Genomic DNA, 25618 nt, shown 5'->3' with positions numbered 1-25618 from the left:
AGACGCTACCATGTTCGACGTTGCGATCATCGGCTGCGGGCCGGTGGGGGCCTTTGCGGCCAATTTACTGGGCAAATCCGGCCTGTCTGTCCTAGTGATCGAGCAGGAGGCGCATCCCTATCCGCTGCCCCGCGCGGTCCATCTGGACCATGAAATGATGCGGCTGTTCCAGTCGGCCGGCGTGATCGATCGGGTGGCGAGCGACATGCGCGACACCGAAGGCCATCTGCATGTCGGCGCCGACCATGGCGTCATCCGCTATATGGGGACGGTCGGCCGGGCGCGCCCGTTTAGCTGGTCCAACGACTATTTCTTCTACCAGCCCGAACTGGAGGATCGTCTCCGCGAGGCGCTGGCCGATTATCCCAATATAACTGTCCAACTCGGCATCGCATTTGAAGGGCTGGAACAGGATGAAAGCGGCGTCACGCTGCGCCTGTCGGGTGGCCAGGCGGAGCAGGCCCGCTATGTCATCGCGTGCGACGGATCGCGCAGCGCGGTGCGCAAGGCGCTGGACGTCCGCCTTGACGATCTGGATTTCGAAGAGCCCTGGCTGGTGGTCGATGCCGAAGTCGATGGCCCGGTGCGCTTCCCCGACCTGTGGGGCGTCCCTGACGCCGCCGACCTGCAAAAGCTGTCGGTGATGATGTGCGATCCCGAACGCCCGGCGACGATCGTGCCGGGGCGCGGCAATCACCGCCGCTGGGAATTCATGCTGCTGCCGGGCGAAGACGATCAGGCGATGATGGCGCCCGATGCGGTCGCTGCCCTTGTCGCACCCTATCTCTCCGGGGTTCCGCACAAGGTGGTGCGCGCGGCGACCTATCGCTTTCATGGACTGATCGCCGAGCGGTGGCGGATGGGCGGCGTCTTCCTGGCCGGCGATGCCGCGCACCAGACGCCGCCCTTTTTCGGGCAGGGCATGTGCCATGGCCTGCGCGATGTCGCGAACCTCGCCTGGAAACTGGAAGCAGTGCTGAAGGACCATGCACCCGACGCCTTGCTCGACAGCTACCAGCCTGAACGCGATCCCCATGTTCGCGCCGTCATCGCCGCCGCCGTGGGCGCGGGCCGCTATATCTGTATGCTTGACCCGCAGGCGGCCGCCGAGCGCGATGCGGCGATGCGCGAAGCCGCAAAGGGTGCGCAACATGGCACCGCCGCCGACCTGATCCCCGCCATCGCCGCCGGCATCATCGCCGGCGATACGCCGGGCGCTGGCGAACGCTTCATCCAGCCGCGCGTCGGCAACCGGCTGCTCGACGACGTGACGGGCGGCGGCTGGCGTCTCTTCACCCGGACCCCGATCGACAGGGCCGACGTGACCGTCATCGACCTCGCGCGACTGGACGACCAGGGCGCGATCGCCGCCTGGCTGGCCGATCGCAACGCCGACGCCGTGCTGGTCCGGCCCGACCATTATGTCTTCGGCACCGGCAAGCCGTCGGACCTCATCGCCCGCCGCGCCGCCCTGATCGCCGGCGTCCCTCGACAGGAGATTGCCGCATGAGCCTTACTCTCGCCCAGGCGCGCACGATTATCGACACAGCGCTGGACAAGGCCCGCGCCGATGGCGCGCAGCCGCTTGCCCTGGTCGTGCTGGACGCGGGTGCGCACCCTGTTGCCACCGTGCGCGAGGATGGCGCCAGCCTGTTCCGCTTCGACATAGCGAAGGCCAAGGCCACAGGCGCGCTGGGCATGGGGGCGGACACCCGGCTTCTGGCCGTGCGCGCCGCTGCCAACCCCCTATTCTTTCAGAGCGTCGTCGCCGCCACCGGTGGTCGGCTCGCTTTGTCGCCCGGCGGCGTGCTGATCCGTGACGTGGAAGGAACGGTGATCGGCGCCGTCGGGATCAGCGGCGACACCGGCGATTGCGACGAAGCCTGCGCCATCGCCGGTATCCTCGCCGCCGGCCTTTCCCACGGAGACGTGCAATGAAATTACGCAGCATCGAACTGGCGATGCCCGGCGCGGCGGACGCCGCCGCGTTCATGACCGACATTTGGGGCATGGCGCCGGCGGACGTCGTCGGCAATATCCATTATCTGCGCGGATCGGGCAGCTTCCCCTATCTGGTGGCACTGGAGGAATCAGCCGACAGCTATGTCCGCTCGACCACCTTCGTCTGTACCGCCGACCGGCTGGAGCAGCTCAAGCGCGCGGTCAGCGCAGCGGGCCTGACCGCCGCGCCCGCCACTTCTGATGATTTGGGCGGCGGCCACGGCATCATCGTCGAACTGGCCGAGGGTGAACTGCTGCGCTTCCTGGTCGACGCGGCGGAAGTGGCGCCGATCGAGGGGCATGACCTGCCGGTCAAGCTCACCCATGTCGTCTTCAACAGCGCTGACGCAGAAGCGACCGGCCATCTGGTCCAGGATGCGCTGGGCTTCCGCGTGTCGGACCGGACGAAGGGCATGGTCTTCGTGCGCTGCAACGACTCGCATCATTCGACCGCCTTCGCGCGCGCAGGCTTCGCGTCGCTCAACCATATCGCCTTCGAGATGGAGGATCTGGACGCGGTGATGCGCGGCATCGGTCGCCTGCGCGATCAGGACATGGCCCCGGCCTGGGGTCCGGGTCGTCATGGCCCGGGCGCCAATGTCTTCGCCTATTTCATCGCCCCCTTTGGCCCGGTCATCGAATTTTCGACTGCGGTGAACAAAGTGCCCGACGATTATCAGGCCGGCGCGCCCGAGGACTGGACCTGGCCCGAAAAGCGGATCGACCAGTGGGGCATGTCCGACAAGGATTTCGGCGGCCTGCGCGCCGCCGAGGAGAAATTCCGTCATCGCCGCGACTGGGAGGCCGCGCCGCTTGACGCTTGACCGCCGCACCGCGCTCGCCGCGCTTGGCGGCGCGCTGCTCGGAACGACAGGATTGAAGGCCGCCCCGCGCGGTAGAGGAGACAGAGACGTGACCCGATTTGTAAGCTTCCGCCGCCCCGACGGCACCCCCAGCTTCGGTCGCCAGGATGGCGAGACGATCGTGGAACTGGCGACCGATGCGACGCCCAGCCTGAAGGCGGCGCTGAGCGACGGCAGCCTGTCGATGCTGGCCGACGGCGCGTCCTTCGCCGCCGCCGATGTCGTGCTGCTGCCGGTCATCCCCGATCCTGCCAAGATATTGTGCGTCGGCTTGAACTATGCCGAACATGTCAAGGAAACCGGCCGCGAGCAGAAGGCGCATCCCGCGATCTTCGTGCGCTATGCCGACAGTCTGGTCGCCGACGGCCAGCCGCTGGTGAAGCCCCGCGTGACCGAGCGCTTCGATTATGAGGGCGAACTGGCGGTCGTCATCGGCAAGCCGTGCCACAAGGTCGTCGCCGCCGACGCCTGGGCCTATGTCGCGGGCTATGCCTGCTTCAACGACGGGTCCGCGCGCGACTGGCAGCGTCACAATATCCAGTTCACGCCTGGCAAGACTTTCCCCGGCACCGGCGGTTTCGGCCCCGCGCTGGTGACGGCGGACGCAATCGAAGACCTTGGCGCGCTCCGCGTCCAGACCCGCCTCAACGGCGAACTGGTGCAGGATCAGCCGATCGCCGACATGATCTGGGATATCCCCACGGTCATCGCATATATCAGCGCCTTCACGCCGCTCGCCCCCGGCGACGTTATCGCCACAGGCACCCCCGGCGGCGTCGGCGATAAGCGCACCCCGCCGCTCTACATGAAAGCCGGCGACAAGGTGGAAGTCGCCATCGGCGCCATCGGTACGCTCACCAACCGCATCATCGACGAACAATAAGCCTGAACGACCCAATCATAAGAAGGGGAGGAATATATATGCGTAACTTCATTTCGATCGCGGCGCTCGCCAGTGCCAGTGTCATCGCGCTGACGGCGCCCGCCATGGCCCAGGATGCTGCTGCGCCTGAGCAGGCGGCGCCCGACGCCAATTCGGACATCATCGTCACCGCTCAGCGCAAGGCCGAGAAGGTGACGGAGGTACCCATTTCCATCACCGTCGCCAACCAGGCCCAACTGGAACGGCAGCAGGTCAATACGGTCAACGACCTCAGCCGCATCGCGCCGTCGCTGGAAATCCAGCAGGCGCCCGGCCAGAATACCGGCGGCGGCGGCGCGATCCGTGGCATCGGGACCCAGACTTTCTCGGCCGGCGCGGTCGCTTCGGTCGGCGTCGTCGTCGATCAGGTGAGCCAAGGCAATGCCAACATCTCCGACCTGTTCGACGTGTCGCGGATCGAAGTGCTCAAGGGGCCGCAGGGCACGCTCTTCGGCCTCACCACCTCGGCCGGTGTCATCAATATCACCACCAACGCGCCCGATCCCAACGGCTTTTCTGCGCGCGTCCGCACCGAATTGTCGGATGCCGGCACTGCCGGTTCCAAATTCGGCAATCAGGTGATTCAGGGCGTGGTCAACATCCCGCTGGCGTCGAACGCGGCCATTCGTGTGTCGGGCGTCACCAACCTGCGCCAGGGCGTCAACCGCAATACACTGACTGGTAACTACAACGACAATGACCGTTATGGTCTGCGCGGTCGCCTGCTCTGGGAACCGACCGAGCGGCTGACCGCCAACCTGATCGGCGACTATAGCAAGAGCCGGGCTGAAAATGGCGGCGACTTCTTTACCTTCGTCAAGACCAGCGGACCGGGCACGGCACTGGGCGGCCTGCTCCAGGATGGCCAAGGCATTACGGCGCGCCTTGCAAGCTGCGGTGTGACGCCGGGCGAGGGCAATCGCAACTATTGCTCCAGCAGTGCCTATGTCGGTCGTTCGGAAAATTACGGCGGTTCGCTTCAGATCGATTATGAAGCCGATCCGTTCACACTGACCTCCGTCACCGCCTATCGCAAATCGAACGAGACCGGCTTTGGCGCAGCGACCGACGTGTTCCGCGGCGAGCCGCTGGAACTGCAGGTCGGCAATGGCGCCGTGAATCGTCGGCTCAGCCTGTTCACGCAGGAATTCCGGGTGTCTTCGCCTGCGGACCAGTTCCTGGAATATACGCTCGGCGCCTTCTATTCGAACCAGAAGCAGTTGCGCGATCCCGAAACCCTGTCGGTCTCGGTCGTGCCGTTCCCCGGCTTCGTCATTCCCATCGTGCGGAATCCTGGTGCCGACGTCGCAATCAAGGACGAATCGCTCGCCTTCTTCGGTCAGGGCACCTTCCATCTGTCGCCCAGCCTGCGCCTGATCGCCGGTGGTCGCTACACCACCGACCGCCTGTCGCTCGACTATTATAACTATGCGATTCCCGCCGATCCGTTCACCAGGACGGTCCTCGACGTTCAGAAATTCTCGTGGCGTCTGGGCGCGCAATATGACCTCGACCAGCGGACGATGGTCTATGCGACCGCATCGCGCGGCTTCAAAGGGGGCCAGATCGCAACCCCGTCGGCCCCGCTCCAGCCGTTCGTCGTGCTGCCGGAAATTCCGATGGCCTATGAAGCGGGGCTCAAGAGCACCCTGTTCGGCGGCTGGGTGGCGGACCTCAGCGTCTTCTATCAGAAGATCAAGAACTTCCAGGCGCAACAATGCACGGTCGATAGCACAGCGGTCATCTCCTGCGTGCAGACCAACATCGATGGCGTGAAGTCCCGCGGCGCGGAAATCAACTTCTTCGGCAAGGTGTTCGACGGCCTGTCGCTGAACACCGGCTTCATCTATGCCAAGGCGACCTATCCGAAGGGCTTTATCGGCACTGATGGGACTGACATCGGCAGCAGCCAATTGGCCTATGCCCCGAAATATAAGTTCACCCTGTCTGGCGAATATGAAGTGCCTGTCACCAGCCGCTTCAACGGTTTCCTGGCCGCGGATACGGTCTGGAAGTCGCGGGTCCGCTATGAAGCCAATTCGAACAGCGAAACCACCTTCCGTTCGCACTGGCTGGTCGGCGGTCGCATCGGCGTCCGTACCGAGGATAATCGCTACAGCGTCGCGGTGTTCGGCCGCAACCTGTTCGACGTGCACGAGCCCTCGCTGATGCAGAGCAGTTTCCCCTATACCACCGATAGCGGGGAGCAGAATATCGGCGCCATCTACGGTCCGCAGTCCTTCCGTCAGGTCGGTATCAGCTTCGACGCCAAATTCTGATGCGATAAGGCAGGGCGGCGCAGGTGACGCCGCCCTGCCTCTTTTTTGTCAATCGTGGCGGTCAGGGATGCGGGAATGAACCAGATCAGACAATCGATCGCCGCCATGGGCACCGACCTTGGCCCGGACATTCTCGCGCAATGTCGCGCCCTGTTCGATGCCGACCAATCCGCCCTGCGCGAGCAGGTGCCGGTGACGGTCGCGGATATCGCCTATGGCCCGCATGAGCGACATCGCCTCGACCTGTATCGGCCGCAGGGCAGCAATCTGGCGCCCGTCCTCGTCTTCGTCCACGGCGGCGGCTTCCTCAAGGGCGACAAGGGCGGCGTCGATGCCTGGCCCAACGCAAATGTCGGTCGCATGGCGGCACAGGCCGGGTTTGTGGGGGGCGTCATCAACTATCGCCTCGCACCGGACAATGTCTGGCCTGCCGGATCGGAAGATGTCGCGGCCGTCGTCGCCTGGCTCAAGGCCCATGCGGCGCAACATGGCGGCGATCCGGAGCGGATCGTGCTGATGGGCACGTCCGCCGGTTCGGTGCATGTGGCGGGCTATCTGAAACTGGCCGGCGTCCGCGATATTCGCGCCGCAATCCTGCTCTCAGGTCTCTACGGCTACACGCCGCTCGATGAGCGCGACACATATTATTATGGCGACCCGGCGCTCTATCCCGACCGGATGCCGCTGGATGCGGTCGCCTCCACCAGCCTGCCCCTGTTCCTGGCCTGCGCCGAGTTCGATCCGCCGCGCTTTCAGGCCGAGTTTCTGGGGCTGATGCAGGATCGCCGCACCCGCCACGGCGCCATGCCGCGGGCCTTCATCCATTCGGGCCACAACCATTACAGCATGGCCATGCACCTTGGCACCGCCGACCGGCGGCTATCGGACGAAATCTGCGCTTTCGTGCGCGAAACCACCAAATCATAATCAGGAGAAACAGATGCTCGATCGCAGGACGCTGCTCGCGACCGGAATCGCCACCGGGGCCATGATGGCCGCTCCCGCCATGGCCGCGCGCAAGGCGGCCGCCAGCCCCGGCTTCCCCAAGGGCTTCTATTGGGGTGTCGCCACCGCGCCGCACCAGATCGAGGGCAACAACATCGCCAGCGACCTGTGGTTTATCGAAAACCAGCAGCCGACCGTCTTCGCCGAACCATCGGGCGATAGCTGCAACAGTTTCGAACTGTGGGAAACCGACCTGGATCTGGTCAAGGGCATGGGCCTCAATGCCTATCGCTTCGGTATCGAATGGGCGCGGATCGAGCCGGAGAAGGGCCTCTTCTCCCAGGCGATGCTGGCCCATTACAAGGCGATCATCGACGGTTGCCTCCAGCGCGGTCTGGCGCCGATCGTGACCTTCAGCCATTTCACCGCGCCGCGCTGGTTCAGCGCGCAGGGCGGCTGGACCAACCCGGAAAGCGCGCAGTTGTTCGCCCGCTATTGCGACAAGGCGATGCGCGCGCTGGGGCAGGGGATCGCCAGCGCCATCACCTTCAACGAACCCAATATCCTGCTGCTTTTGAAGCCCATGCTGCCGCCGCAGGTGTGGGACATCCAGAAACTCACGCTGGAAACCGCGGCCAAGCGCCTGGGCGTGCCGAAATTCGTCGCCGCCAATGTCGCCGGGGTCGAGGATCTACCAGCGTTGCAGGCCGGTCTGGAGGCGGCACACAAAGCGGGCAAGGCCGCGATCAAGGCGGTCCGTCCCGACCTGCCTGTCGGCTTCTCTCTTGCATTGATGGATGATCAGGCGGTCGGCAGGAACTCGGTGCGCGACCGGATGCGGAAGGAATTGTACGGCAACTGGCTGGACATAGCCAAGGCCGACGACTTCATGGGCGTTCAGAATTACGAGCGCGCGCTCTGGGGCGACAAGGGGCGTCTGCCAACGCCCGCCGGTTCGATCGTCAATTGGTCTGGCACCGAAGTCTGGGCGCCCTCGCTCGCGGGCGCGGTCCGCTACGCCCATGCAGCGACAGGCGTGCCGATCCTGGTGTCGGAACATGGCGTCGGCACGACCGACGACACCATCCGCGCCACATTCATCCCCGCGGCGCTCGCCGAACTCAAGAAGGCGATGGACGACGGCGTGCCGGTGCTGGGCTATTGCCACTGGTCGTTGCTCGACAATTTCGAATGGATATTCGGCTATAAGGTCAAGTTCGGCCTGCACAGCGTCGATCCGGTCACCTTCGCCCGCACCGCCAAACCAAGCGCCGCCGTCTATGGCGCGATCGCCAGCCGCAATGCGGTCTAAGGAGAGAAAGACATGAAGCGTATCGCCGCCGCTGTCGCCCTTGTACTCGCGGTTCCCGCCATCGCCCAGATGCCGACGCCGGTTCCCGCCGAAGCCCCCGCCGATCCGAACGCCATTCCGCTCTATCCGGACATGAAGGCACCCAAAGGATCGACCGAAAATTGGGTGCGTTTCGGTAAGGATCTGGCGGTGCGCAATGTCACCGTGCCGACCATCACGCCTGTCCTGCCCGATCCCGCCAAGGCGACCGGTGCGGCGGTGGTGGTCGCGCCCGGCGGCGCCTTCATGCTGCTGGCGATGGATCATGAGGGCTGGAGCGTCGCGCGCTGGCTCGCCGATCACGGCATCGCCGCCTTCGTCCTGAAATATCGGCTGAACCAGACCCCCGCCGACATCGGCGAAGCGTCCGCCTATATGGGCAAGCGCATGGCGGAGTCGCTGCGCGATCCGACTGCCGCGCCGGGAATCACTGAACCGCGCGCAACGCTGGATTCGCTGGCGGCACTCAAGCTGGTGCGCGCCGGCGCCGGCAAATGGGGCGTCGATCCGCAGCGTGTAGGCATGATCGGTTTCTCCGCCGGTGCGATGACTGTGCTCAACGCAGCGCTGGAAGGGAAGGGGAGCGATCGCCCATCCTTCATCGGCTATGTCTATGGCCCCATGCTGGCGCGCGAGGTGCCGGCCGATGCGCCGCCCATGTTCGCCGCCATCGCCAATGACGACAGCCTGTTCCCCAATCCCTCCTACGGCCTGGTCGAAAGCTGGCGCCGCGCCCATGCGCCGGTCGAACTGCACGCCTATGAACGTGGCGACCATGGCTTTGGCACGGGCAAGCCTGGTACGACGACCATGGGCGTGTTGCCGCAATTCCAGGCCTGGCTGGACATGCGCGGGCTGCTGAACGCGAAGGTCGCCCAATGAGCGCCGTGCCGGCCTTGCCGATCGCGGGCGAGGCCGGCATCGGCTTTGCGATCAACGCGACCCTCAGCCTGGCCTTCTTCCTCGGCATTTTCGGGATGGTTGCGCGCCCGCTCACCTGGGGCGCACCCGATGCGCTGGGCCTCGACTTCGTGCCGCAGAGCATCGCCGTTGCACTCATGAGCGCGCTCGTCCCGTCTTTGATCGCACGCAAGCGGCTTGGGCTGGCCATATCGGTCCGCACCATCCTCCTGCGCGCGTTCGGCTTTGCAATCGGTGGCGCGGTGCTCGGCGGTCTGCTGGCCTGGGCGACCGATGCTGCCGCTCTACCGCCTATCGGCTGGGGGCAGGCACTGGCGCTGAAATTGCTCTACGGCGGATCGCTGGGCGCCCTCATAACAACCCTGGCTCTCAAGAGGATGACCCGATGATCCGTTCTATGATGACGCTGGCGCTGATGCTCGCCACGCCCGCGATGGCGCAGGACGTGCGCATGGAAACGGTTCCGTCGCAGGGGCAGGAGGGGGCGATCGCGCTCTATCCGGACCAGCCCGCAGTGAAGGCTGGCAACGACGAACAATGGTCGAGCATGCATGTTCGGATCGGCGCGAACAGCATCGACAATATCATGGTCCGCAACGTCGTGCGCCCGACCATTACGCCCTATCTGCCCGATCCCGCCAAGTCGACCGGCGCGGCGGTAGTGGTCGCGCCCGGCGGCGCGTTCCTGTCGCTGTCGATGACAGGCGAAGGCAGCGATATCGCGCGCTGGCTGGCCGACCATGGCGTCGCCGCCTTCGTGCTGAAATATCGCCTCAACGAAACGCCGCGCGACGACAAGGCTTTCATGGGCGTCATGGGGCAGCGTTTCTCGGCCGCCGCGCAGTCCAGTTCGACGCCGGAGGTCAAGGAACCCCGCGCCACGCAGGATGCGTTGCAAGCGCTGGCCATCATCCGTAGCCGCGCCGCGGATTGGCATGTCGATCCGGCGCGTATCGGCATGATCGGCTTTTCGGCCGGCGCAATAACAACGCTGAACGCGGTGCTGGATGGCAAGGGCGACCTGCGCCCTGCCTTTATCGGCTATATCTACGGCCCCATGATCGAAATAGCGGTGCCCGCGGATGCGCCGCCCATGTTCAACGCCATCGCCATGGATGACGGCCTGTTCGCCAAGCAGGGCTTTGGCATCGTCGAAGCCTGGCGCAAGGCGAAGCGTCCGGTCGAACTTCATGCCTATGAACGGGGCGACCATGGCTTTGGAGCGGGTCGGCCGGGGACGACGACGGCGATGCTCCTGCCCGAATTCCTCGCCTGGATGGACATGCGCGGCCTGCTCGGCACGCACTGATTTTCGTAAGGATTGCTCATGACCCGTAAAGCTCTTCGCCTCGCCGCCTTGCTGGCCTGCGCCTCCTTCAACGTGCCGCTCTGGGCAGACGAGCTGGCCGACGGCTTCCGCAATCCGCCCCAATCGGCGCGCCCGCGCGTCTGGTGGCATTGGATGAACGGCAATGTGACCAAGGACGGGATCGACAAGGATCTCGACTGGATGGCCCGCATGGGCATTGGCGGGGTACAGAATTTCGACGCCAGCCTGATGACGCCGCAGATCGTCAAGGAACGGCTGCCTTATATGACCGACGGCTGGAAGGATGCGTTCCGTCACGCTGTCCAGACGGCCGATGCCAAGGGTCTGGAATTCGCCATCGCCGCCTCGCCGGGCTGGAGCGAGACGGGCGGTCCCTGGGTCAAGCCGCAGGACGCGATGAAGAAGCTGGTCTGGAGCGAAACCGACCTGCGCGGCGGCCAGCGCCTGAAGAGAGCGCTGGCCGCGCCGCCCTCCATTACCGGCGCGTTCCAGAGCGCGAAGTTCAGCGATCCGCTCGCCGCCGGCGAGGAAACAGGCGCGCTGCCCAGCTTCTATGCCGACGCGCGCGTCCTTGCCTATCCGATCAAAGTCAGCCTTTTGTCGCAGCCGCGCGTCTTTCAGGCGGACGGAACGGCGCTCGCCGCAGCGCCTTTGTTCGATAACGACCTCGAAACCGTGGGGCAGATCGCCAAGGGCGACGCCGCTAATCCGGGCGGGCTGATCCTCGACTATGGCAAGCCCGTCACCATCCGTTCCGCCAGCCTGTTCGTGCCCCATGCCCGGCCGCCTTTTGGCGATCCGGTCTATCGCCCGATGCTGGAGGCGGAAACGGTGCAGGGCTGGCAGCCGGTCGGCCGCTTTTCCCTGACCGAAGTGTCGGCGACGATCGGCTTCGCGCCCGTCACCGCCCGGCGCTTCCGCCTCGTGCTTTCGCCCAACGATGGACCCAAGTCGCCTGGGCTGGGCGACGGCGCGCCGGGGGCGATCATGCTCGACGTGTTCGGGCGCCCCGCCAGCGCGACGCTCGGCATCGGCGACCTGCGTCTGTCTGCCGAGTCGAAGATCGACCAATATGAAGCGAAGGCCGCCTACGCCATCGCGCCCGACTATAACAGGCTGAGCGAGAGTATCGTGCCCACGGCGATGGCTATCGACCCCGCCAGTGTCGTGGATATCACCGATCATCTGCGTCCCGACGGCACGCTCGACTGGACCGCACCCAAGGGTAGCGACTGGCGCATCCTGCGCATGGGCTATTCGCTGACCGGCAAGATGAACCATCCCGCCACGCCCGAAGCGACCGGCCTGGAGGTCGATAAATATGACGCCGCCGCCGTCCGCCGCTATCTTGAAACCTATCTTGGCATGTATCGCGATACGGTGGGTGCGGAATGGATCGGCAAGAAAGGCATCCGGGCGCTGCTGACCGACAGTATCGAGGTCGGCGCATCCAACTGGACCCCGCGCATGGTCGAGGAATTCAAGGCCCGGCGCGGCTATGACCCGACGCCGTTTCTGCCCACGCTGACCGGCGCAGTGGTCGGCTCCGCTGCGCGCAGTGACGCCTTCCTCCATGACTATCGCCAGACACTCGCCGACCTTCTGGCCCACGCCCATTATGGCACGGTGGCACAGGTGGCGCATGAAAACGGTCTGACCGTCTATGGCGAGGCGCTGGAAAACGGTCGCCCGGTGCTGGGCGACGATCTGGCCATGCGGTCCCATACCGATGTGCCGATGGCGGCGATGTGGACCTTCAACCGCGGGGCCGCGCCGCGCCCGACGCTGATCGGCGACATGAAGGGGGCGGCGTCGGTCGCCCATATCTATGGCCAGAATATCGTGTCGGCGGAGTCCATGACATCGGCCTTCGCGCCCTGGGCCTTTGCGCCGTCGGACCTGAAGCGGGTGATCGATCTGGAGTTCGCATCGGGCATCAACCGGCCGATCGTCCATACCTCGGTCCACCAGCCGGTCGACGACAAACTCCCGGGTCTCAGCCTCATGATCTTCGGCCAATATTTCAATCGGCATGAGTCTTGGGCAGAAATGGCCAAGCCCTGGGTCGATTATATGGCGCGCACCGGCTATCTGTTGCAGCAGGGGCGCGATCATGCCGACCTCGCTTATTTCTACGGCGAGGACGCGCCGATCACCTCGCTGTTCGAACATGGCGTGCCCGTAGATCTGCCGACCCGTTACGCCTATGACTTTGTGAATGCCGATATCATCGCCAACCGCATGAGCGTGGACGATGGCGAACTGGTGGCCGGCAACGCCCGTTACCGCGCGCTCTATCTCGGCGGATCGAGCCGGGTGATGACGCTGTCAACGCTGCAACGGATCGCCGGGTTGGTCGATGCGGGGGCGACCGTGATCGGCGAAGCGCCCGAACGCGCGCCGGGCCTGCAGGATGACGCCGCCGCGTTCAAGGCGCTCACGACGCGTCTCTGGAGCGGCGCTCCGCAAGGCAAAGGGCGCGTGATCGCCAGTAGCGACGTCGAAGCGGCGCTCGCAAGCGCTGGTACCGGTCCGGACTTCCGCATCGGCGATGGCGCACAGGACGCAGACTATCGCTTCGTCCATCGCAAACTGGCCGATGGCGACCTCTATTTCGTCAACAACCGCACGTCCAAGGCTGGCCATATCGAGGCGCGTTTTCGCGTGACCGGCAAGCAGCCCGAAATATGGCGCGCCATCGATGCTACGACATCGCCCGTCTCCTATCGCACCGAAGGCGGCGAAACGGTGATTCCGCTGGATGTCGGCTCGGAGGACGCCTTGTTCATCCTGTTCCGCAAGGCTGCGGTGGCGTCGTCCGTCACCATCGCGGCCAAGGCCACCCGCTCGGTCGCAACGCTAACCAGTCCCTGGACCGTCAGCTTCCAGTCCGGTCGAGGCGCGCCCGCCAGCATCGCCATGTCGACCCTGACGCCGCTCGAAAGCAATGCCGACAAAGGCGTGCGCTATTTCTCCGGAATCGCGACCTACGCCACGCGCTTTGCCTTGCCCAAAGGGGCGAAGTCCGGCGCTCCATTGTGGATCGATCTCGGCAAGATCGGCGACCTGGCCGAGGTGCGCGTCAATGGCAGACTGGCCGGCACGAGCTGGTTCGCGCCCTATCGCCTGGACATCGGCAAGCTGGTGAAGCCGGGCAACAACCAGTTGGAGGTCAAGGTCGCCAACCTGTGGGTCAATCGCCTGATCGGCGACCAGCAACCCGGAGCGGAGAAGATCACCTTCACTGCTGCCCCGACCTACAAGCCCGATGCGCCGCTACGCCCGTCCGGCCTGATCGGGCCGGTGCAGTTGCTCGCCGAATGAACCCTAATGATCGAGCGTCTCGCCGTCCCGCAAGGATGGCGGGCGCTTGACCTTCTTGATCTGGCGCAGGCCCAGGAAAACCGCGCCGATGATCGCGGGGATCAGGGCCAGGTCGATCCAGCCGGGCAGATGGGCGCCCTGATGCTCGATCGCCTCCTTGAGATGATGCCACAGGCCCAACGCATAATAGCTGATCGCCACCACCGACAGCCCCTCGACCGTATGCTGCAGGCGCAGTTGCAGCCCGGTGCGCCGGTCCATCGACGCCAAAAGGTCGCGATTGCGGCGCGCCAGGGCGGTATCGACTCGCGTCCGCAGCATCGCGCTGGTCCAGGCGGTGCGCTGCGACAGATCCTCCAGCCGCCGGCCGAACGCGTCGCAGGTCCGCATCGCGGGCAGCAGCCGCCGTTCGGTGAAATCGTCGAGCGAGCGATAGCCGCGCACCGGCGCGACATCCAGACGGCGAATGCGGTCGAAGCAGAGTTCCGCATAGGCATGGGTCGCACTCATGCGATAGCGAGTGCGGGCGACGATCTGCGCCAGTTCGGCGCTGAGCGATGAGATATCCTCCAGCACGGCGTCGGCGTCCGCCTGCGGCTCCGCCACGCGTGCGGTGACATCGGTCAGGCGTTGCTCCAATCTGGCCAGGACCGGGGTCGCCTGCTGCGCTTCGGGCAGGCCAAGCAGGGCGATCTTGCGATAATTGCCCAGTTCCTGGAGCCGTTGCACCAACAGCGACGCTTCGGCGCCTTCCAGTCCTCGATCCTGAATCAGCAGTCGGCCGAACCCATTGTCGTGCAGCCGGAAATCGCCCCAGATGCGCGCGCGTCCTTGCGCGATGTCCGAGATGATGAGGTCGTCGGAAGCGAAATGCGCGGCGATGGTCGCGTTGGATGGCTCGTTCCTGGTCAGGGCGATCTGGGTCGATCGGATGATCCGCCCCGGTAGCTGGTCGATCCAGTGCGACACCGGCAGGAAGGGCGCAAGGTCGAACGGCTCGCCATAGCCGTCGGCGATGAAGCTGTAGGTGACGAACTCGCTGTGGCGTTCCCAGGAAAACCCCAATGCGCCGACGCGGCAGGCAAAGAAGCGGTCGTTCGCATCGGGGGAGGCGTCGCTAGAGGGCAACAGGCCTTGCAGAGCGGGGACGCTGTCCCGCGCCTCCTGCTCATCGACGATCATCACGAATTGTACGGCGCGCGCAGGGGTGTCGAGCCGCGGCATCTTGCGGATATGCATTTCGCGCGAGAGCGATGCGCGCAGGGCATGGCTGCGCTGCGCTAGGTTGGGAAATGGGCCATCGCCCGCCTGCATGACCGCGTCCGTCATCGTCCAATCCCCCTCGATCCATTTCGGTTTATTTTAGTCGGACTAATGGGGTTTGGGCAATTGGCTGGATCCAAAGAATGAGGATGGGGCGATCGTCAGATGCGGCGGGCGATGGCGCCGGCCGCCCAACCCATGCCCACGGCCATGGCGATCGCTACCAGGCCGTAGACGAAGGACCAATGTTCGGCCGCGGTAGCCATGAATTGTTCGAAGCCGGATTTGCGCACGGTGATGTCGCGCACCGCGGCGGCGACCACTCGGCCGTCCTGCACCAGGAAGGTCTCGGCCGTATAATCGCCCACGATGACGCGTGCCGACAAGGGCAGGCGTGCGCGATACAGGACGCCATCGGTGATCTCCACCGTGCCTGGCCGCTCGACGAACAGGCCGGATCGCGCTCGCAAATCGACCAGTCCCAACTGAAAGCGGGACAGTTCCGCGCTTTCATTCAGCGAGGAGGGGGAGAGTTGCAGCTTGTCGACGCCCAGTTCGTAAATGGCGGCGGTGCGTTCATCCACGATCCGGTCGATCGGACGCGACGAGGCCATGGCGTAGAAGCTGGGGGCGGAACGGAAGCGGGCGGTGTCGGCATTCACCCATATTCCGGCGACCTTCTGCTTTTCGCGCATGGTGATCGATTGTTCCGGTCCCTTGAGTATGACGACGATGTCCGCCGGCTTGTCGGGGCGCCGCCCGTCGGGATAGACGATCGCGCCGAACAGCAGCAGGTCCGCGCCGGTGAAGCTATACTGGATTTCCACCTCGCGCTGGGACACATCCGGCACCAGTTGCGGTTCGTCCGCCCCGATCAGCGCCACCGCGGCGGGCAGGGCGAGCAAGATGGGCCAGCGACGCATCAGCGCACCTCGATCGTGTAGATTTCGTCGGGTCGCCATCCCAGCCCCAGCGCCATCCGGGCCGCGACCAGCAGCACGATCGCGGCCAGCAATATGCGCAGATATTCGGGACGGATCGACATGGAGATGCGGGTGCCGATCTGCGCGCCGACCACACTGCCAATCAGCAGCAGCAGCGCCAGCACCAGGTCCACCGCCTTGGTCGTCATCGCGTGCATCATGGTCGTCGCCATGGTCACGAACAATATCTGGAACAGGGAGGTGCCGACCACCGACTGCGTGGCCATGCCCAGCAGATAGAGCATGGCGGGCACCAGGATGAAGCCGCCGCCCACGCCCAGCAACATCGTCAATATTCCGGTCGCCATGCCCAGCAGCAGCGGCGCGAGCGGCGAGATATAGAGGCCGGAGCGGTAGAAGCGCCAGCGCATCGGCAGCGCCGCCACCAAGGGATGGTGGCGCCGCTTGCGCGCCGGCGGACGTTTGCCGGTCTTCAATGCGATCAGTGCCTGGATCGATTCCTTGGCCATCAGCGCGCCGATGCCGCCCAGCATCAGCACATAGAGGATGCCGATGACGGTATCGATCTGGCCCAGATATTGCAGCAGGCGAAAGATGAAGACGCCCAAGCCAGCGCCGATCACACCGCCGGCGATCAGCACGCCGCCCATGCGGAAATCGACGGTGCCGCGGGACATATGGGTGAACACGCCGGACACGCTGGCGCCTGTCACTTGCGATGCGGCTGAAGCGGCGGCGACAGTCGGAGGGATGCCGTAAAAGATGAGCAAGGGCGTCGTCAGGAATCCGCCGCCGACGCCGAACATGCCGGACAGCAACCCGACGACACCGCCCAGGCCGATGATGACAAGCGCATTGACCGACAGATTGGCTATAGGCAGGTAAAGATCCATGCCTGCCGGAGGTAGCGCCAACGGGCAGCGATATAAAGCGGCGATGGCGTCAGGCGATTAAAAATCGGCGGCGAGAGTGATGGCGAGGCCCGATCCCGGACGGGCGTCCCCCGCGATACGTTCGCGCCATTCGACGGCGATCCGGGCGCCGACGTTCGGCAAGGGCAGGCGGAATTGCACTTCGGGGCCGATGTCCAGCCTGTTGATGCCCGGTTGGGTACCGCCCGACAAGGCTGCGCCGACCCGCATGGGGGATCGCGCCAGTGGGGTGGAGAGCGAGAATTTACCGTCGATGAAAGCATCTCCCCGCCTGAAGCCCACTATTCCGGCTTGGCTATAGCCCTCCGCTACCACTGCCGGCGCGATCGCCACCGGGCCAAATCCGCCCACCACCATCACCGCATTGGCGTTGCGCGCGCCGGTGCCGAGCGCGATGCGCCGTTCGACCGCGAGACGAATCGGGACCGCGCGGACCGGCTGGATCGACAGTCCGATCGCGCCTTCGGGCGCCGCCGGGTGCTGGAGCGCGCTGGTCAGGCGGCCATAGGCGACGGTTCTGCTGGCGGCGCGCGGCGTCAGATCATAATCCACTCGAAGCCCTGCCTGCGAGCCGCCGAGTTGCCCCGTCGACACCGTCCCGCTCGGGCTGGCACCTCCTTGGCGCCACAGCAGCCACGCGGCGGCGTGCCATCGATCCTGCGTCTTTTGCTCGACCATGAGAGGAGGCGGGCTGGCTGACGGCGTCTGGAAACGGCTCATATAGGCCGGGTCGCTGGCATAATGGCGGTTGGCGAACGCCACGGTGAAGGTGATGAAATCCATCAGATCGACCGGCATGGCGCTGTCGATGTCGGCAGGCGCTCGCGCGACAGATATCTGCATATTCGCTGTGCTCGCTTGCGTTGCGATCGGCGGCGGCGGTAGCGCAGTCGGTCGGATGGGTGGTTGCACGACCGCCACGGCGCTGGAGGCGAGCAGCCCTTGCGGCAGAAGCGCTGGTGAGGAGATATGACGGATATCGGCATATTGCCGTTCAGGCGGCGTGACGCCTTGCTGGCCCAGCAGACGGATAGCAACCCAACCCACCAACACCATGACAAAGAAACGCAACGGGCGTCCGCTGGCGGTGCGGTTCATGGATCGGTCTTCAGGTCGGGGAAGCGATGCTGGGTCTTGTCCCAGCTCAGCGGCTTGCCCAAGAGCGATTTGCCATAAAGGAAGACAGCTCGTCGGGCCGCCAATATGGCGATGTAGTTGGCGATGACGGTGCGGGGTATCGCCATCAACCCATGGCGCCAGCCATAGGCCCGGCCGACAAACAGCGCGCGCATGGCTGCCCGCCACCCCATCAAGCCCATGTTGAGCCACAGCAGGGCATCGACGATGGGCGAGCGGGGCGGGAGGGATAGCGGCAGGAACAGGCCCAGCGCGACGATCAGTCCCCACAGGATTAACGCCAGATAGGCGGCGAACAAGACGAGCGCGGCCATGGTGGCGCGCCGGTCGCGGATGCGCATCCACCATTCGGCGGGACCGCCATGCCAGCCCATGCGGTCCCAACCCGCCAGCGATATCCCCACCATCCAGCGGGCCTTCTGCCGGACGGCGGCCTGGATGCTGTCCGGAAAATATTCGCGCGTCGCAACCAGCGCTCCGCTCCGGTCGCGCATACGGACGAACACGCCGCGCCCGCCCATATCGGCGATCCGCAGACCCGCTTCATAATCCTCCGTCAGCGACGACGGATCGAAAGGGCCGCCATGGATTGGATCGGACAGACGGCCGAGCGTCGCCCGCTCGAAAGCGCATGCCACGCCAGCCGATGGGATCGACGCGCCGAGCGCTTCGCGCACCGTCAGCGCTTTCCCATGATTTTCGGCAAATTCGTCGCCATAATGATTGGCGATCGCGCGCGCTAACCATGTGCCGCGACCAGGGAGTGGCAGGACCGGCAACTGGACCAGGGCGAAGCGGTCGATCATGAAGTCGAACAGCCGGATTTCTTCGGCATGGACCACGTCTTCGGCATCGTGCAGCACGATCGCCTTGAACGCTCTGCCCGTGCGCGCTTCCTCCGCCAGCATGGATCGCCACAGGATGTTGAGGCAGTCCGCCTTTGTGCTCGGTCCCGGTTTGGGGTTCATCCCCACGACGATTCGCGGTTCCCCGGCGGCGATGGGCGCGACCGCTTCGAGCGTGTCCGGGTCGTTCGGGTAGAGGCCGACGAAGATCCGGTAATCGTCGTTAGGCCAGCAGGCGAGCGCGTAGCGCAACATGAGACCGATGACTTCCGCTTCGCGCCAGGCGGGGATGAATATGGCGATGCGGCCTGGTTTTGCCGAAGCGGGCAAGGTCGCCGTGCTCATGCGCGGGTGACGGGCATAGATGGCGATGTTGCGCCAGCAGCGACGGGCCAGAAAGAGAAGATCGACCAGCAAATCGTCCAGCCCGCCGATCGCAAGTCCGACAACGGCAAAAAGCAGGATTTCCCTGTGCAGAGCCAATAGGCCTGCGGCCACCACGTCTCCCACGACTTGACCCCCATCCCCCTATGCGAGAGAGGATGCCATTTGCGTCACATCGTTCCAAGTCTTTTGCATATTTTACGCAGAAGCCCTTGGAAATCCTGGCGAAGGCATGGGTTTTTGCCTTCGCCGGTGCAGCCGAAAGGACAGACAGGCATGAATCGACCGCCGCGATCCGCATTGCGCGATTTTCTGACGGGGGAAACCGGCGGGGCGATATTGCTGATGATTGCGGCTGGCGCGGCGATGATATTGGCCAATCTGCCGGGCGCGACCGGGCATCTCTACCATGACATGCTCCATGCGCCGCTGGGGCCGACATTGTCGTCGCGGATCGGGCCTATGACGCTGCATCTCTGGATCAACGACGGGCTGATGGCCATTTTCTTCCTGGTGGTCGGGCTGGAGATCAAGCGCGAGTTCCTGGATGGCGGCCTGTCCACCTGGGACAGGCGACGCCTGCCGATCCTGGCCGCGGTCGCAGGCATGGCCGCCCCGGCACTGGTCTATCTACTGGTTACGGCCGGGCGGCCGGCGCTGGGCAATGGCTGGGCCATTCCGGCGGCAACTGACATCGCCTTCGCCATTGGCGTGCTGGCGCTGCTGGGCCGTCGCGCGCCAGCCTCGCTCAAACTGTTCCTGACCGCCGTCGCCATAGTGGACGATATGGGGGCGGTGGCCATCATCGCCCTTTTCTACAGCCATGGCCTGGATCTGGCGGCGCTGGCGGGCGCTGCGGGCGTGCTGGCGCTGATGTACGGCCTCAATCGTGCGGGGGTGAAGGCGCTGGCCCCTTATCTCCTGGGATTTGCCCTGCTGTGGTTCCTGATGCTGCTATCGGGCGTCCACGCCACGGTTGCGGGCGTGCTGGCGGCGATGACGGTGCCCGTGCGCTGCACACCAGGCGCCCCCGATGCGGCGGACAGTCCCCTGCACCGGCTGGAACATGCCATCCATCCTTGGAGCGCCTATCTGATCGTCCCGCTATTCGGGTTCGCCAATGCCGGGCTCAGCCTAGGCGGGGAGGCATTGGCGATGCTGTTCGCCCCCTTGTCGCTGGGCGTCGCATTTGGCCTGTTCCTGGGTAAGCAACTGGGCATTTTCGGTGCGGTCTGGGCGGCGGTACGCCTGGGATTTGCGGAGCGCCCGGCCGGTGCAAGCTGGAGCCAGGTCTATGGCATGGCGATGCTATGCGGCATCGGCTTCACCATGAGCCTGTTCATCGGCGCGCTCGCCTTTCCCGGCCAACCCCTGCTGGTCGAGGAAGCGAAGGGAGGGATACTCCTGGGATCCTTGTTGTCCGCTCTATCCGGATATGCGGTTTTGCGCTGGATTGCGCGCCCGGCCGCCTCGGCGGCGCGATAAGTGGGTTCGCCAACGGGTAGCGGCAGTGCTAGTCTATAAGTGCTGATGTTGCGAGTCGTATGCAGCCTTGGCCAATCGACCAATCTCTTCGAACTTGGACGGGAGGAGGGCGACTATGGAGATGGACGTCAACTACCTGCTGCACCGCCAGCAGATGTCGCTGATACGCGCGCAGTCCAGCCGATCGGACAAGGGGCGAGACGCTTATGAAAGCCTTGCGCAAAGCTATACTGATCGGATCGATGCCTATCGTCGGGAAAATGAACGGCTGATCATTCACGCGCATTGACCGATCGGGTCAGCGTCGCTGGATCAGCCTGTCGATCGCCAGACGATGGGTCGCGTCGTCGCCGCATTCCCGTTCCAGGACGGTCTTTATCCGTTGCAGTTCCGCTTCGGTCAGATGCTCGATGCCGATGAAATCATTGCGGGCGTTTTCGACCGCCCGGATCAGTTCGTCCAGCTTCGCCTGAATCGCCGAACCATCGCGGTTTTGCGCATTCTGGATCAGGAACACCATCAGAAACGTGATGATGGTGGTGCCGGTGTTGATCACCAACTGCCACGTATCGGAATAATGGAAGACCGGGCCGGTCGCGAGCCATAGAATGACGGTGCCCAATGCCAGGACGAAGGCAAACGGCTGACCCGCCCAGTTGGCGACCCGGTGCGACATCGCTGCGAAAATCCGATCCATGGCTGATTCTTCCTTTGCAAAACCGGTGCATTTATCCCCTGTTCAGCCAGGCGCGGCCATGAAAAGCGTGATGCGTTTCATTTCTTCCCGCGCCTTGATGGTCGTCGCCCTTCTCCCCCTTTCCGCCTGCGCCAGCTTGTCGCCCGAATCACGTCTTCGGGCGGGGCTTGAGGAGGCTGGCCTTTCGCCACGCATGGCGGGATGCATGGCGGAACGGATGGTCGACCGGCTGAGCCTGACCCAGTTGCGAAGGCTCCAGTCGCTCGCTTCGCTCCGCAAGTCTCACAGCGGCAAAATCTCCGTAGATCAACTGTTGCACAAGGTGCGGGCTTTACAGGATCCTGAGATTTTTGCGGTTACCAGTATATCGGCGCTGGCCTGCACAGTCTGATCGCTTTTGCGGATGAAGGGGTGGATTGGCGTCATTGGCTTTGCAATTTTGCAAAGTCATTTTGCGAAATTTTCTAGCGCCTCGCCTGGTGCTGTGCTTAGCCGCTGACATCAGATTTCAGCGAAAAGGGCAGGCCCTATGAATATTCATGAATATCAGGCGAAGGAACTCCTCGCGAAATATGGCGCGCCGATCGCGGCCGGCTATGCCGCTTTCTCGGTCGAGGAAGCCGCCGAAGCCGCCAAGAAGCTGCCCGGACCGCTTTATGTCGTGAAGTCGCAGATCCACGCCGGTGGCCGCGGCAAGGGCAAGTTCAAGGAACTTAGCGCAGAAGCCAAGGGCGGCGTCCGCCTCGCCTTCAACCTGGATGAGGTCAAGGCCCACGCCACCGACATGCTGGGCAATACGCTGGTCACGATCCAGACGGGTGATGCGGGCAAGCAGGTCAACCGCCTCTACATCACCGACGGCGCCGACATCGCCAAGGAATTCTACCTGGCCCTGCTGGTCGATCGCGGCAGCAGCCGGATCGCCTTCGTCGTGTCCACCGAAGGCGGCATGGACATCGAGGAAGTCGCCCATTCGACCCCGGAAAAGATCCACAGCTTCTCGGTCGATCCGGCTGCCGGCTTCCAGCCGCACCACGGTCGCTCGATCGCTGCGGCTCTGGGCCTGACCGGCGATCTCGCCAAGCAGGCGGCCAAGGTCGCCTCGTCGCTCTACGCCGCGTTCCTCGACACCGATGCCGAACAGATCGAAGTCAATCCGCTGGCGCTGACCGAGCAGGGTAATCTGCTGGTGCTGGACGCCAAGGTCGGTTTCGACGGCAACGCCATGTTCCGCCACAAGGATATCGCCGAACTGCGCGACCTGACCGAGGAAGATGCGGCCGAAGTCGAAGCGTCCAAATACGACCTCGCCTACATCAAGCTGGACGGTAACATCGGCTGCATGGTGAACGGCGCTGGCCTGGCCATGGCGACGATGGACATCATCAAGCTGAACGGCGAATTCCCCGCAAACTTCCTGGACGTCGGCGGCGGCGCCACGACCGAGAAGGTGACGGCGGCGTTCAAGATCATTCTGCAGGACCCGGCGGTGAAGGGCATTCTGGTGAACATCTTCGGCGGCATCATGAAGTGCGACATCATCGCCAATGGCATCGTCGCCGCCGCCAAGGAAGTGAACCTGTCGGTGCCGCTGGTCGTCCGTCTGGAAGGCACCAACGTCCAGCAGGGTAAGGACATATTGGCTTCGTCCGGCCTGGCTATCGTCCCCGCGGACGACCTGGGCGATGCAGCGAAGAAGATCGTGGCGGAAGTGAGGAAGGCGGCCTGAGGCACGACCCCACCTAACGAGATACGCCATGGGGCGTGGGTGGTCCGGAAACGGGCCGCCCACGTCCTTGTTCGCGTTGGCGGGCGATGGCGTGAAACTGGAGGATGTTGGAAATGAAGATCCTTGTGCCCGTGAAGCGGGTCATTGACTATAATGTGAAACCGCGCGTGAAAGCGGACGGGACGGGCGTCGATCTGGCGAACGTCAAGATGAGCATGAACCCGTTCGACGAAATCGCGATCGAGGAAGCCATCCGCCTGAAGGAAAAGGGCGTGGCGACCGAGGTGATCGCGGTGTCGATCGGCGTCGCCAAGGCGCAGGAAACGCTGCGCACGTCGCTCGCCATGGGCGCGGACCGGGCGATCCTGATCCAGACCGATGATGAAGTCGAACCGCTGGGCGTGGCCAAGCTGCTCGCCAAGGTTCAGGAAGAAGAAGGCGCTGGCCTCATCATCCTGGGCAAGCAGGCGATCGACGACGACAGCAACCAGACCGGCCAGATGCTGGCCGCGCTGCTGAACCTGCCGCAGGGTACGTTCGCGTCGAAGGTCGAGGTTGCCGATGGCAGCGTCTCGGTCACCCGCGAAGTCGATGGCGGTCTGGAGACGGTGAAGCTGTCGACCCCGGCGATCATCACCACCGACCTGCGCCTCAACGAGCCGCGCTACGCGTCGCTGCCCAACATCATGAAGGCCAAGTCCAAGCCCCTGGCGCAGAAGACCCCCGCCGATTACGGCGTGGACATCAGCCCGCGGCTGGAGACGCTCAAGGTCGCCGAACCGCCCAAGCGCTCGGCCGGCGTCAAGGTCGCCGACGTCGATGAACTGGTTGCCAAGCTGAAAGCGCTGGGAGTTGCCGCATGAGCAAGACACTTGTTTGGGTTGAACATGAGGGCGGCGCCGTCAAGGACGCGACCCTTTCCGCCATCACCGCCGCCGCCAAGCTGGGCGAAGTGCATCTGCTGGTCGCGGGCCAGGGCGTCGATGGCGTCGCCGCCGCCGCCGCCAAGATCGCGGGCGTGGGCAAGGTCCATGTCGCCGACGACGCGGCCTATGGCCATGCGCTGCCGGAAAATGTCGCGCCGCTGATCGTCGAACTGATGGGCCATCATGACGCCTTCGTCGCGCCGGCGACCAGCAACGGCAAGAATATCGCGCCACGCGTCGCCGCGCTGCTCGATGTCATGCAGATCAGCGACATCCTGTCGGTCGAGAGCGAGGACACGTTCACGCGCCCGATTTATGCCGGCAATGCTATCGCGACGGTCAAGAGCAAGGACGCCAAGAAGGTCATCACCGTCCGCGGCACGGCCTTCGAAAAGGCGGATCGCGACGGCGGCAGCGGTGCGGTGGAAGCCGTCGCCTCGACCGGCGACAAGGGGCTGTCGAGCTTCGTCGGCGCCGAGATCGCCAAGCTGGAGCGTCCCGAACTGACCAGCGCCAAGATCATCGTGTCGGGCGGTCGTGCGCTCAAGGATGGGCCGACCTTTGAGGAAGTGATCTTCCCGCTCGCCGACAAGCTGGGCGCCGCGGTTGGTGCGAGCCGCGCGGCGGTCGATGCGGGCTATGTGCCCAATGACTATCAGGTCGGCCAGACCGGCAAGATCGTCGCGCCCGAAGTCTATGTTGCCGTTGGTATCTCCGGGGCTATCCAGCATCTGGCGGGCATGAAGGACAGCAAGACCATCATCGCCATCAACAAGGATGAGGATGCGCCTATCTTCCAGGTGGCGGACATCGGCCTGGTCGGGGATCTGTTCAAGGTCGTGCCGGAACTGACCGGCAAGCTCTGACCTTGCGAGCGATCGGGAAAAGGGCGCGGCCAGCGATGGCCGCGCCCTTTTCCTGTCATTCGCAGTTGATGTCGTTCTTGTCGATGGCGCGGCCCGCCAAGGCGCCGCCCGCGCCGCCCAGGATGGTGCCCAGCGTCTTCGAGCCGCCCGGTGCGATGATGTTACCCAAGACGCCGCCAGCAATCGCGCCGACAATCGTGCCAGTGGTACCGTCGTCGCGCTTGCAATAATAGCGGCCGTCACTGTCGCGGTAAATCTGGTCATTGTCGCGGATCGGACGGCGATGATGACGGGGCGGGCCGCGGCGGTCACTGGGGCGGTCATAGCCATAGCCGCCACCGCCGCCATTGTCAGACATACAGGCGCCAAGCGGTAGCATCGCCAGCATGGCGACGGCGAGAATGGGTTTTTGCACGGGGTCTCTCCTTCTTTTGTTACCCTGCTGGCTGCAACAACCCGGCGCAGCGGCGGTGG

General features: G+C 64.5%; 24 protein-coding genes. 17 read left to right on the top strand and 7 right to left on the bottom strand.

Annotation, left to right across the window (positions count from 1 at the left end):
* Positions 1-10 precede the first annotated feature (10 nt).
* The 11 genes from SBA_RS17265 (at position 11) to SBA_RS17215 (ending at position 13936) form a co-directional block, all read left to right on the top strand.
* Positions 11-1510 (top strand): bifunctional 3-(3-hydroxy-phenyl)propionate/3-hydroxycinnamic acid hydroxylase, encoded by a 1500-nt coding sequence (locus SBA_RS17265; RefSeq protein WP_261935308.1) that lies wholly within the window; start codon positions 11-13, stop codon positions 1508-1510.
* Positions 1507-1938 (top strand): GlcG/HbpS family heme-binding protein, encoded by a 432-nt coding sequence (locus SBA_RS17260; RefSeq protein ID WP_261935307.1) that lies wholly within the window; start codon positions 1507-1509, stop codon positions 1936-1938. The genes SBA_RS17265 and SBA_RS17260 overlap by 4 nt, the downstream gene beginning before the upstream one ends.
* On the top strand, positions 1935-2825 hold the full coding sequence (locus tag SBA_RS17255) for a VOC family protein (RefSeq protein WP_224548487.1): 891 nt from the start codon (positions 1935-1937) through the stop codon (positions 2823-2825). Before SBA_RS17260 ends, SBA_RS17255 begins: the two co-directional genes overlap by 4 nt.
* Positions 2826-2913: 88 nt before the next feature.
* Positions 2914-3747 carry a fumarylacetoacetate hydrolase family protein gene (locus SBA_RS17250; protein ID WP_261935306.1) on the top strand — a complete coding sequence of 278 codons (834 nt, stop codon included), beginning with the start codon at positions 2914-2916 and terminating at the stop codon, positions 3745-3747.
* A 38-nt stretch (positions 3748-3785) separates the two neighbouring features.
* The gene (locus SBA_RS17245) at positions 3786-6065 is read left to right on the top strand and encodes a TonB-dependent receptor (protein ID WP_261935305.1); all 2280 of its coding nucleotides are present in this window, start codon (positions 3786-3788) and stop codon (positions 6063-6065) included.
* Between the two features lie 75 nt (positions 6066-6140).
* Positions 6141-6992, top strand: coding sequence for an alpha/beta hydrolase (locus tag SBA_RS17240; protein WP_261935304.1), 852 nt, complete (start codon positions 6141-6143; stop codon positions 6990-6992).
* A gap of 13 nt (positions 6993-7005) precedes the next feature.
* On the top strand, positions 7006-8322 hold the full coding sequence (locus tag SBA_RS17235) for a family 1 glycosylhydrolase (RefSeq protein ID WP_261935303.1): 1317 nt from the start codon (positions 7006-7008) through the stop codon (positions 8320-8322).
* Positions 8323-8334: 12 nt separating this feature from the next.
* The gene (locus tag SBA_RS17230; protein WP_261935302.1) at positions 8335-9243 is read left to right on the top strand and encodes an alpha/beta hydrolase; all 909 of its coding nucleotides are present in this window, start codon (positions 8335-8337) and stop codon (positions 9241-9243) included.
* Positions 9240-9671: a hypothetical protein gene (locus SBA_RS17225; protein WP_261935301.1), complete on the top strand. Its 432-nt coding sequence runs from the start codon at positions 9240-9242 to the stop codon at positions 9669-9671. Before SBA_RS17230 ends, SBA_RS17225 begins: the two co-directional genes overlap by 4 nt.
* Complete coding sequence (locus SBA_RS17220; protein WP_261936778.1) at positions 9671-10591, top strand: alpha/beta hydrolase; 921 nt, start codon at positions 9671-9673, stop codon at positions 10589-10591. The genes SBA_RS17225 and SBA_RS17220 overlap by 1 nt, the downstream gene beginning before the upstream one ends.
* Before the next feature lie 18 nt (positions 10592-10609).
* Positions 10610-13936: a glycosyl hydrolase gene (locus SBA_RS17215; RefSeq protein WP_261935300.1), complete on the top strand. Its 3327-nt coding sequence runs from the start codon at positions 10610-10612 to the stop codon at positions 13934-13936.
* Between the two features lie 3 nt (positions 13937-13939).
* Here SBA_RS17215 and SBA_RS17210 read toward each other — a convergent pair whose 3' ends face one another.
* From SBA_RS17210 to SBA_RS17190, 5 genes are all read right to left on the bottom strand, one after another.
* Positions 13940-15265 (bottom strand): DUF3422 domain-containing protein, encoded by a 1326-nt coding sequence (locus SBA_RS17210; RefSeq protein WP_261935299.1) that lies wholly within the window; start codon positions 15263-15265, stop codon positions 13940-13942.
* A gap of 95 nt (positions 15266-15360) precedes the next feature.
* Positions 15361-16122 carry a TIGR02186 family protein gene (locus SBA_RS17205; protein WP_261935298.1) on the bottom strand — a complete coding sequence of 254 codons (762 nt, stop codon included), beginning with the start codon at positions 16120-16122 and terminating at the stop codon, positions 15361-15363.
* Complete coding sequence (locus SBA_RS17200; protein ID WP_224548501.1) at positions 16122-17036, bottom strand: sulfite exporter TauE/SafE family protein; 915 nt, start codon at positions 17034-17036, stop codon at positions 16122-16124. Before SBA_RS17200 ends, SBA_RS17205 begins: the two co-directional genes overlap by 1 nt.
* Before the next feature lie 57 nt (positions 17037-17093).
* Complete coding sequence (locus SBA_RS17195) at positions 17094-18173, bottom strand: hypothetical protein (protein WP_261935297.1); 1080 nt, start codon at positions 18171-18173, stop codon at positions 17094-17096.
* Entirely contained in the window at positions 18170-19558 is a 1389-nt protein-coding gene (locus tag SBA_RS17190; protein WP_261935296.1) for a glycosyl transferase family protein, read from the bottom strand. Before SBA_RS17190 ends, SBA_RS17195 begins: the two co-directional genes overlap by 4 nt.
* Positions 19559-19717: 159 nt before the next feature.
* Here SBA_RS17190 and nhaA point away from each other — a divergent pair, with 159 nt between their 5' ends.
* Both nhaA and SBA_RS17180 read left to right on the top strand, forming a co-directional pair.
* A complete protein-coding gene (nhaA, locus tag SBA_RS17185) occupies positions 19718-20926 on the top strand; it encodes a Na+/H+ antiporter NhaA (RefSeq protein ID WP_224548503.1) in 1209 nt (402 codons plus the stop codon).
* A 115-nt stretch (positions 20927-21041) separates the two neighbouring features.
* Entirely contained in the window at positions 21042-21215 is a 174-nt protein-coding gene (locus SBA_RS17180; RefSeq protein WP_224548504.1) for a hypothetical protein, read from the top strand.
* Between the two features lie 9 nt (positions 21216-21224).
* On the opposite strand, the gene SBA_RS17175 is transcribed toward SBA_RS17180, so the two are convergent.
* On the bottom strand, positions 21225-21623 hold the full coding sequence (locus SBA_RS17175; RefSeq protein WP_224548505.1) for a low affinity iron permease family protein: 399 nt from the start codon (positions 21621-21623) through the stop codon (positions 21225-21227).
* Between the two features lie 70 nt (positions 21624-21693).
* On the opposite strand from SBA_RS17175, the gene SBA_RS17170 reads away from it, so the two are divergent.
* The 4 genes from SBA_RS17170 (at position 21694) to SBA_RS17155 (ending at position 25144) form a co-directional block, all read left to right on the top strand.
* Positions 21694-22014: a hypothetical protein gene (locus tag SBA_RS17170; protein ID WP_261936777.1), complete on the top strand. Its 321-nt coding sequence runs from the start codon at positions 21694-21696 to the stop codon at positions 22012-22014.
* Positions 22015-22152: 138 nt separating this feature from the next.
* Complete coding sequence (gene sucC / locus SBA_RS17165; protein ID WP_261935295.1) at positions 22153-23352, top strand: ADP-forming succinate--CoA ligase subunit beta; 1200 nt, start codon at positions 22153-22155, stop codon at positions 23350-23352.
* A 113-nt stretch (positions 23353-23465) separates the two neighbouring features.
* Positions 23466-24215: an electron transfer flavoprotein subunit beta/FixA family protein gene (locus SBA_RS17160; protein ID WP_261935294.1), complete on the top strand. Its 750-nt coding sequence runs from the start codon at positions 23466-23468 to the stop codon at positions 24213-24215.
* Positions 24212-25144 carry an electron transfer flavoprotein subunit alpha/FixB family protein gene (locus SBA_RS17155; protein ID WP_261935293.1) on the top strand — a complete coding sequence of 311 codons (933 nt, stop codon included), beginning with the start codon at positions 24212-24214 and terminating at the stop codon, positions 25142-25144. Before SBA_RS17160 ends, SBA_RS17155 begins: the two co-directional genes overlap by 4 nt.
* 55 nt (positions 25145-25199) lie before the next feature.
* Here the strand turns inward: SBA_RS17155 and SBA_RS17150 are convergent, their stop codons facing one another.
* Entirely contained in the window at positions 25200-25559 is a 360-nt protein-coding gene (locus SBA_RS17150) for a glycine zipper 2TM domain-containing protein (RefSeq protein WP_224548509.1), read from the bottom strand.
* Positions 25560-25618 lie beyond the last annotated feature (59 nt).

The sequence above is a fragment of the Sphingomonas bisphenolicum genome (assembly GCF_024349785.1).
In the GTDB taxonomy this organism is placed as follows: domain Bacteria; phylum Pseudomonadota; class Alphaproteobacteria; order Sphingomonadales; family Sphingomonadaceae; genus Sphingobium; species Sphingobium bisphenolicum.
Note: the sequence above shows the minus strand (reverse complement) of the source record. Positions and strands in the feature narration are given on the sequence as shown.